A 9309-nucleotide genomic window follows, 5' to 3' on the forward strand; every position below is an offset into this window, starting at 1 on the left:
TATTCGGGTAACATTTCATACGAAATCCACTGCTTTTTTTATTACCAATTTACTGTTGAAAATTAATGTTAATACATTAACGCATTAGGTTGCGAATTTTGATTTTGTACTTCAAAACATCCCGGTAGCTTTAGGTTGAGGCGTTTTTATCCTTATGAAGATTGAGAGATTAATTCTTTAATCCACAGGCGTTTCTCGATAATGGGTTCTTAGGTATATATTATCTCTGTATTCTTTTTCCTTGGAAAATTAATAGTTATGCACGCATGCAATAGTTGAATATTATAAAGACTGCTTATTATTCCAGTCTTATTTAAATTGTTCTATCTGGCAGTATTGTTGAATAAGTATTCTTGAAGTTAATTATTTGGAAAATTTTGGTACGTAAATAAGTCTCACTTGAACAATTATGAGGAGGTAACAAATGAGTAAATTTACCGTAGCGGAAACAACCGCGAAAGTAGAAATCCAGCCCAGAAGAAAAATGATTGCTTATTGGACAATCACATAACTGCTCGCAGCATCTATTATGTTAAGTGGTATCGGACAACTTATGAAACTTGATGGAAACATCGAGTTAGTGACGAATCTTGGCTACCCATTATACGTCTTGACCATTCTTGGGACTTGGAAAGTGCTTGGGGCCATCGCTCTGGTCGTGCCTGGTTTTCCTCGTCTTAAAGAATGGGTTCACGCTGGTATATTCTTTTTAATGACTGGTGCGGCTTTATCTCATTCGTTTGCTAATGATTATGGTGATTACGGGTTTTCTATTATTCTTCCACTTTCATATGCTGCACTAAATTTCGCCTCGTTGGCTCTACGCCCGAAGATCCGCAAACTTTAAGAAGGTGGTGAAAATAAGTTGTTGAACTCACGCATAGCGTTAGTTGAAGAACAAGAAGGACTACTTCGGCACACCTTTTTTATTATGTAAAGAGCAATAAAGCTAAATTGAAAAGAAACTAGCCATTTATTATTGAATTTAATAAAGGTATTAAAATGTAATAATTAATTTGATATTGCTCATTCTGTAAACCGATAATAATAATCTTAGGAGGAAATTGATTATGAGCAAAATGCAAATATTACGGGGATTTGCGACCATCAATTACTGGGCGGATGATATGGAGGCGGCAAAAGCGTGGTACTCGGAACTGCTGGGCATTGCGCCTTACTTTGAACGTTCAGGACCTAATGGTCAACTAGCATATGCCGAGTTTCGTCTTGGAGACTACCAGCACGAACTGGGTCTGATCAATCGCCGTTTCGCTCCCGCGCATGCAACAGCTGGACCTGGTGGTGTCATCATGTACTGGCATGTAGATGATGTGAAAGCCACACTTGAAAAATTGAAAACCATGGGAGCTGAAGAGTACGAACCGCTCACATATCGAGGTGAGGCGGGATTCATCACGGCTTCCGTCACTGATCCATTTGGTAATGTGCTTGGTATTATGTACAATCCGCACTATTTGGAGATGTTGAATTCCAAAATAAAAGGGTGACGAGAGTAATGGTAATAGTAATATTGCAAACCTTTGACCGGAAGGATAAAAAACATAGAGTTGTATTTAAAAAGATTGATGATAGATATAATTATTTTCCTTATTGAACTAACTGATGCCATAGTTGAATAGTTTTAGGGAAAAAGATACATAATCGGATCCTATTAAACTTTTCAAGAAAAGAATAGAATAGGTAGAAAAAATTTAATACTAACCAAGATCTTAATTAATTAAGGGGATGCTTATTCCATTTTTAAAAAAGCTAATAAAGTCTTCACATGGGCAGCTTAGTTATAACAAAACAAAGTTAATAGATAAAAAAACCTGTATCGTCAATTACCAAGTAATTTCGATACGGGCTTTGTTTTATTGCGTTATATTTAATATTACCAGTGGGTTCGATCATATTAATTAACCAACGTACACAGTTAGCTTAATCTTCATTCCGATTAAATAATAAAATGACATTAATTTGCTGCACGGTTCAGTTCTTCACGTAGTCCGTTGTTAGCTAATTTCTCCATATTTAAAAGCAGCGTTTTAACTTGTACCAAATCTTCAGCACTTTCTAGTTCAAAGATTGCAACTAAGTTGTTGTTATTGTCTTTAGAAACTTTCATTTTGTATTTACGTTTACGGAATAGTCGTTCTACCTTTGTTCCACGAGCAACAGAAAGTCTGTATGTGCCATTATTATAGACTGTACCCGCATCAAATCCATTATATGAAAAATTTGTATAATCCTTCGTAGGTATCGATACATCGATGCCTAATTTTTTGTTAAGAATAAAATCTTTCAGTAGGTCTAGTTTATTCATTTTCAATTCCTCCTTAGCCACAATGGCTTCTCTTTTAGTCGGAAAGTCAACCTCTGAAATATTAAAGGTCAGAGCCCATATAGATTGCTCTTCTTCCTATTCAAATTTCCATTTACCTCAAAATGAACTTGAACTCGATTAATTTTATCATAATAGTCCAAAAACATATAATAGTACTTAATTTTTTTTATCATTTCAAGTCACACAACTTCATTTCCTTTCAATTAAATTGACTTGGCTATAATCAAAAAGGCAGCTATTTTCTTAATAATGGCTACCTTTCTTGGAACACTAAATTGAAAATTTTCCAGTGAAGTCTCTCTTTGCGATGACAACTAATGATCATCCTAAGAAAATTAGATTTCATACTTGGTAGACCTTGCCTTAGAAGGAATTGAATGTGTTGATAGAATCCCATCTTTATTAACCTTCATACCATGTAATAGTCCACCATATGCAGCTGCGCCATCAATACAAATCTTCGTTTTACAAGCTGAATACCAAATATCAAATTTTCCTTCTGTTTTATGTAGTATAGATGTCGGAGTATGACCAAATATAAATGTTTTATTTGTTTCATTTTTTCCGTAATGGAATTCGTCTCGAATCCAGTAGAATTCTTTATCAGTAGTGTCCTTCCAATCAGTAAGACTCAAGTCAACCCCAGCATGGACGAATACATAATTTTCCCATTCAAAATACAAAGGTCGGGATTTAATAAATTGTAGCTCAGACTCAAATTGCTCTTTCATTAATTGCGCTACTTCATTAGGTCCTCTTTTATTTGTAATTTCAAATTTAAAAAATGAATGAATTGTTTCTAAACCACCTTGGCCGTAATAATATACTTGTTTAAACTCCGGTTGTTCAAGCCAATCCAATAACATTTGCTCATGATTTCCTAGTAAGACTACCGCTCCATATTCTTTTTCTAATTGCTGTGCTCTTAATAAAACTTCATACGGATTCTCACCACGATCAACTAAATCTCCAAGAAGTACTAGTTTTTCATTGTCTGGTTTCCATTCTTTTAGTAATTTTTCGAATTGATTTATGCTGCCATGGATGTCTCCAATTGCAAAAACAGTATCTTTGTTCATCATTCCAATCCTTCCTATAAGCACATTATTCCCGCTAAATTATTTGAATAGTATAAATAGTTTAACAAATATAAATCACTAAAGTAAGTTTTCTAACCTATTACTTTTTTACGAATTGAAATTTTATCATTTCTCCCAGCATAAGCTAGGATAGTTTTTAGATCATAGGGAAAAATGAAAAGGTAAATTTTTAGTAAAGGGGATTTTGAAATGAGTAATGAGAATAAAGCTTTAAATACTAGTGACTTTTTTATCGCAGATTTAACTAGTGATGCTAAGAGTAAGATTGAGAATTTGGAAGAAGAATTGGACATTACTTTGGTTGCGTATGATTGTAAGAAGTAAACTCATTAGTAAGAGTGCTCTTTTACGGGTACTCTTTTTTATTTTGTTCTAAATGATTAGTCGCTATTTAAACTCTGTCACAATTTCCACTGAAGTTTTACTCAGTAAATGTTAAAATTTAACTATACAGTGAATTTTTTGAAGGAGTGAGATGGTGAAAAAAAGATTAATCATATCAATACTTATAATTTTAGTTATAGTTTTAGTCTATTTTAAATATCCGAGAAATTTAGCTGAAGATCTTCAACTAAAAAATGAGATCGAATCTGTAATACATAATCAAAAAAATACTGAACTTGATTTCGCAAAAATTACTAATTTTAAATGGGATAAAATGATCATAGTAACACCTTATTTAAATTTCAAAGATCAATTAAGAGAAAATAATATAAATGGTAATGTAAAACTTAACAGTTCTATTGAATGGAATGATTCGATCTATTTAGTTGTTTTTACTAAAAATAATAAAATTGTTTCCTATGTAAATTATGAAAGAAAAAATGGTGACTTTAGTTTTAATCGACCTCTTAATTTAGGAATTTCTCAAAAGAATGCAAAATTTAAAATTGATAGAGAAAATGAAGTGATTAGGTTAGTTCTTAAGTAAAATTTTAATAAATTAGTAGTGCTAAAGTGATGTCAATTCTGCATTGCTTTTTTTGTTTATCTTCCTAAATAAACTCATCAAAAAAAAGCTTCATACTCTGACTTTATTTTTAAAATGATTTCTTTTAAAATATTTTGTTCAGATAGATGCTATATTGTTGTAATTAATAGCTGTTCTCTCTCTTTTGGGTGACCTAATCTATATTTTGAATAGCCCATTTTAAGATTGTCCGCTAATAAAAATATTGCTAGTGTTGATTGTAAAATCATTATAATCATTGAAAATACTACATTCACTCTTATTGGTTAAACTAAATTATCCAATGCTTCGCTCATCAATTTTAACGGATATGAACCTAACTTTACTAAAGGAGTCTCATTAAGTTTGAAATTCAAATCAAGTAAACTAATCACTTCATCTTTTTCAGCCATGTGATAAATGATATATTCAGCATTAATAATCATATCATTCATCTGTGAAATAATACTTCGATCACTTGTAGCTGTGTATTGAACTTCACCTAATTGTTCCATATACAAATCGATTTTCTGAACATCAAACTCATTTGCTAGGAAGTTAGTCATTAAATTTTCCTTCATTAGCTCTTCAAAATTTGTAAAATCCTTTTTAACTAGTCCATAGATTATAAAACAATATCTAGTTACATTATTCATTACCAATACGCATTTCTTACGTCCAATTTTAAAGATGTTCGCATGCCAACAAAAAAGCTGGATCTCATTTGTTAGGTCTGGTTTCACTACTTTTATTTTCATTTCATCTGATAGTTTTTTGGTTAATTGAATATGCATGTTCTTACCCTCTTTTTTGATTTTTTATTGATGGATAGTTATATTTTAACATGTTAATAAATTATTTGAGCTACATAGTTTACATAGCATGGCTTTCTCAAAGTGGACCATCGCTTCATCCGAATGTTGAAATGGGCGATCCTCATAATAAATGCTAAAAAAAACCAAGCGCTTCAATAAGGCTTGGCAGTTTTCCTATACACCATGCAGTTCATTGATTGCATGGCGAGTTATCTTAATTTTATCTTTTGACGATTCAATATTAATCGAAGCATACACGTAATATAAGACATCGATAATGAAAAATTGGCTAAGCTTCGAACTAGTAGCGGCACTTCGTACGATTGCCTCAGGGGCTTGAGATGTAAACAAGTTAAAATCACTCATTTCTGATAACTTACTTCGCCCAAACCCGGTTAGACTGATGGTGATCAGGCGATTTTTTTTGGCAAACTTCGTGAGTTGCATCACTTCTTTCGTATTGGCACTATATGAAATGCCGATAAATACACTTCCTTTTGGTGCGTTTGCCATGGTCATGGCGAGGACGTGTAAATCGCTCATTGCATATACAGTTTTCCCCAATCGCAACCACTTTTGAGAAATATCTTCTGCGACTAATGCTGATGCACCAACTCCATAGGCAAAAATGACTGGCGCATTGTACAGTATATTCGCAATCTGTTCGATCATGTTCGCATCGATTTGATTCGCGCTGTCTCTTAATGATTGAATGGCATTTGAAAGCATTTTGTCAACGAGGTCGGAAGCATTCTCATTTTTATTCAAGTCATAATAACCCATTTTTTGTTCTTGTGCGAGGTCTGCTGATAATGCCACCTTTAATTCTGGAAAACCTTTTAAACCCATTGAACGACAAAAGCGGACAACAGAAGCACTACTAGAATTAGATTGCGCAGCCAATTCTTGCACACTCATGAACATCACTTCATTCGGTGAACTAAGAACAAAGCTGGCAACCTTTTGCTCAGCCTGCGTTAATTTTGGCATTGCACTCTCAATTCTGGATACTATTTCACCAATACTCATACTTACGCCTCCAATACTTCCTAAACAGAACAAGACATGAAATTTGTTTGTATTATTTTATCATTCTCGAACCGATGATTCACTAGAAAGGAATCGAAATGAATACCCTGATTTTTGTAAAAATGGTAACAGAGGAAGGTCTTCCTTGATCACATAACCGATGACATTGACTCGTTCATCCGGAGGTAGCTGTTTCAGTGTAATCTGAAACTCTCCTTTGTATCGTTTATACTTGTCGTTATCTAGCGTGAGTGTTCCGATAGGGCGATCAACACAATTAGCTGGTTGAATGCTTCCATTAAAATGTTTGCGTGCGTTTTCGGAACGGATTACGTCTCTTGCAATATCGGGACGGTTGTGATGCACTTGATCCCATATATGTGAAGTTTTTTTGTCTGTCACACGAATTAAGACTACTCCTTCATTCCAAGATTTAAACTGTTGCAACGTCTGTTTTTGAAGTGACAAGTCGCCGATAATCACTTGATCAACAAATGCTTCTGATTGTAATTCGATGTAGCTAGAAAAAGGGGAACGATTTCGATGCTTTTCTAACGTAGGCAACCCTTCATGTATAGGACCTCTCAAATCGCCATCACCAGGAATAAACGCAACTACCTCCAATCCTTGAGATTTTAACCATTCATTCTTTTCTTTAAAATGTGAAAGCGATAGACCTGTTTCTGGTCTAGGATAATAATTATGCCAAGCTTCCAATGACGAAAAAACTGCATGACATTCTCTCAATTGATTTAAAAATGCACCATCAATCGTACTGGCATTTAGCGCGATCAACCATTCATGCGTTAACGCCGCAATGTCCGAAACTTCCATTCCGAAATCGATTCGCAACCCAGTTACTCCACTTTCTTTCATCTGGGGCAATGAAAATGATTTAAATGCTCTTGGTGAGACATCTACCATTAGAGTCATTTGATGAGTGTTTGCAAACTCTCCTATCCTACGTAACGGGGTCAGTAGGTCAGCGTTACTTTCCTCAGGAATCTGAAGAGATGTAAAAATCGTATGAAACCCGATTTGCTTCATGCTCTTGAGATAGTCGATTGTTTGTTCAATTGGTTGTTCAGTTAATGAAACGAGTACGCCGCTCATAGTAAGCTCCTTTTTTCATTATTTTGTGAAGAGTGTATTTGAAAAATAAAACCCTCGCATATTCCTCTCTCGACTAAAAATCACGAGCATCCTATGCGAGGTTGATGAATTAGAACGAAAACGTATCTTTCACTTCAATTGTCTCGTCTGCTTCAACGGATTCTCTAGCTTTTTTTGGTACACCAAAAAAGTATGTACAGACGAATCCAAAAATGTAAGCCGTCACGATGCCGAGTAAATAAATCCACCATTTTCCATGAGCGATTAACAATGTAAGTTCTAGTCCACTTGCGCCAATCCCAATCGCCCCTACTTCGCCAAAATGACCGATGACAGCACCACCAAACGCTCCACCTAAACAAGCTGTTACAAACGGTCTTCCAAGCGGAAGTGTCACGCCATAAATAAGTGGTTCTCCGATTCCGAGCATACCAATCGGTAGTGCCCCTTTGATAATATTGATGAGTGGTTTGTTCTTATAGCAACGTAACCAAAGTGCTAATGCTGCACCAACTTGTCCTGCTCCAGCCATCGCAAGGATCGGCAATAAATTTGTTACGCCGGTATTGTTAATGAGTTCAATATGAATCGGAGTCATAATATGATGGAGACCCAGCATCACCATGACCAACCAAAGACCACCTAGTATAAAGCCTGCAAATGCTCCGCCAACTGATAAAGTCCAATTAACAGCAGTAAGTAAGTGAGTTTCAACGAATCCTGCAAAAGGCATAATCAAGAAGATGGTGATTAATCCCGTCACGACAACACTTAGAAAAGATGTCACAATCAGGTCAATTGAATCTGGAATCATTTTATGTAAACGTTTTTCAATTCGAGATAAAATCCAAACAGCCAGAACTACACCAATTACCCCACCTTGTCCAGCGATAAGCGGATCACCTGTAAATAAGTTTTTAATTGGTAGTTCAGGATTCATCCCTGTTAAAAGTGTCGCTCCACCAATTAATCCACCAAGTGGGGGGCTCGCTCCAAATTCTCTAGCTGAATTGATTCCGACATAGATTGCCATATAAGCTAATAAACCACTTTGAATGACACCAAGGACTTGTTTAATTTGAACCCATCCGTCTCCAGTTAGGTGTCCTGATGTGATGAGGTTACCAATAATTGCTGTAATACCAGCAGTTAAACCAGCCGCTAAGAATGCAGGTACTAATGGAATAAAAATATGTGCAATTGCTTTAAAAAAGTTCTTCATCGGCGTATTGTTCTTTTTTTGATAGTTTTCTTTATTATTAGCTGCAATTCTGGCAGCTTCTTCAGCACGAAATTGCTGGGTATCACTGTCTTGAACATTCGAATGGAGAGGGATTTTCTCACCCAATCTCACACCACTTACTAAAGCAATTTCATTCGCTACTTTCGTTACCAATCCCGGACCGACAACAATTTGAAGCGTAGATTCCACGATTACTCCTAAAACATCTGGTACTTTCTTTAGTACTTCAATGTTAGCAAGTGACTCGTCTCGTAATGTGATGCGTACACGTGTCATACAGTGTGTTACGAGTGCGACATTCCTAATTTCCCCAATTGTACTGAGAATAGCTGTTGCCAATTTTTTTTCTTTTTCCATCTTCCTAACCTCTCCTTCATCTTGTGGTTCATCATTGAATTCGTCCCTTTATTAAGCACGACCGGTTGTTTGAGGCGAATTCACAATGCACCTTTTCCTTAAAGCCAAACAGATGTTCAATTTTTCTTTCCAACGAAAATAAGAGATTATCACAAAAATAATTCTGAATATACTTAAAATATAAAACATTCGTAATTATATTTCAATTGAAATCGTTTACATTGTAAAAAAATTTCATTCAAAAAAATTTTTTTCAATTGAGTCGGTCAGAGCATAATGACATTTGTTCCCCTTCTACCTTCTTGCTTTTACTGTCAAAAACCATCCTCATGATGGTTTTCATGCTGTTGAAAAAA

Annotated in this window: 9 protein-coding genes and 1 pseudogene; 4 read left to right on the forward strand and 6 right to left on the reverse strand. The window is 35.1% G+C overall.

The features are described from left to right. Positions 1-424: 424 nt before the first annotated feature. Positions 425-847: pseudogene (locus tag COC46_RS18135) on the forward strand (DoxX family protein). A gap of 223 nt (positions 848-1070) precedes the next feature. Further along, positions 1071-1508: a VOC family protein gene (locus COC46_RS18140; protein ID WP_098811328.1), complete on the forward strand. Its 438-nt coding sequence runs from the start codon at positions 1071-1073 to the stop codon at positions 1506-1508. A 467-nt stretch (positions 1509-1975) separates the two neighbouring features. Here COC46_RS18140 and COC46_RS18145 read toward each other — a convergent pair whose 3' ends face one another. Together COC46_RS18145 and COC46_RS18150 are read right to left on the reverse strand one after the other, a co-directional pair. Next, complete coding sequence (locus tag COC46_RS18145) at positions 1976-2326, reverse strand: hypothetical protein (RefSeq protein WP_098811329.1); 351 nt, start codon at positions 2324-2326, stop codon at positions 1976-1978. A 356-nt stretch (positions 2327-2682) separates the two neighbouring features. Continuing rightward, the gene (locus COC46_RS18150; RefSeq protein WP_255294959.1) at positions 2683-3429 is read right to left on the reverse strand and encodes a metallophosphoesterase family protein; all 747 of its coding nucleotides are present in this window, start codon (positions 3427-3429) and stop codon (positions 2683-2685) included. Between the two features lie 207 nt (positions 3430-3636). Here COC46_RS18150 and COC46_RS22850 point away from each other — a divergent pair, with 207 nt between their 5' ends. Both COC46_RS22850 and COC46_RS18155 read left to right on the forward strand, forming a co-directional pair. Next, positions 3637-3771 (forward strand): hypothetical protein, encoded by a 135-nt coding sequence (locus tag COC46_RS22850; protein ID WP_255294960.1) that lies wholly within the window; start codon positions 3637-3639, stop codon positions 3769-3771. A 154-nt stretch (positions 3772-3925) separates the two neighbouring features. After that, positions 3926-4378 carry a hypothetical protein gene (locus COC46_RS18155; RefSeq protein WP_098811330.1) on the forward strand — a complete coding sequence of 151 codons (453 nt, stop codon included), beginning with the start codon at positions 3926-3928 and terminating at the stop codon, positions 4376-4378. A gap of 305 nt (positions 4379-4683) precedes the next feature. Here COC46_RS18155 and COC46_RS18160 read toward each other — a convergent pair whose 3' ends face one another. From COC46_RS18160 to COC46_RS18175, 4 genes are all read right to left on the reverse strand, one after another. After that, on the reverse strand, positions 4684-5190 hold the full coding sequence (locus COC46_RS18160; protein ID WP_098811331.1) for a DUF6933 domain-containing protein: 507 nt from the start codon (positions 5188-5190) through the stop codon (positions 4684-4686). Positions 5191-5385: 195 nt separating this feature from the next. Further along, the gene (locus COC46_RS18165; RefSeq protein ID WP_098811332.1) at positions 5386-6240 is read right to left on the reverse strand and encodes a MurR/RpiR family transcriptional regulator; all 855 of its coding nucleotides are present in this window, start codon (positions 6238-6240) and stop codon (positions 5386-5388) included. Between the two features lie 60 nt (positions 6241-6300). After that, on the reverse strand, positions 6301-7353 hold the full coding sequence (locus COC46_RS18170) for a DUF871 domain-containing protein (protein ID WP_098811333.1): 1053 nt from the start codon (positions 7351-7353) through the stop codon (positions 6301-6303). 109 nt (positions 7354-7462) lie between these two features. Continuing rightward, positions 7463-8953 (reverse strand): PTS transporter subunit EIIC, encoded by a 1491-nt coding sequence (locus COC46_RS18175; RefSeq protein WP_098811334.1) that lies wholly within the window; start codon positions 8951-8953, stop codon positions 7463-7465. Positions 8954-9309: the final 356 nt, after the last annotated feature.

Origin of the sequence: Bacillus sp. AFS041924 (genome assembly GCF_002577195.1) — a bacterium.
In the GTDB taxonomy this organism is placed as follows: domain Bacteria; phylum Bacillota; class Bacilli; order Bacillales; family Bacillaceae_G; genus Gottfriedia.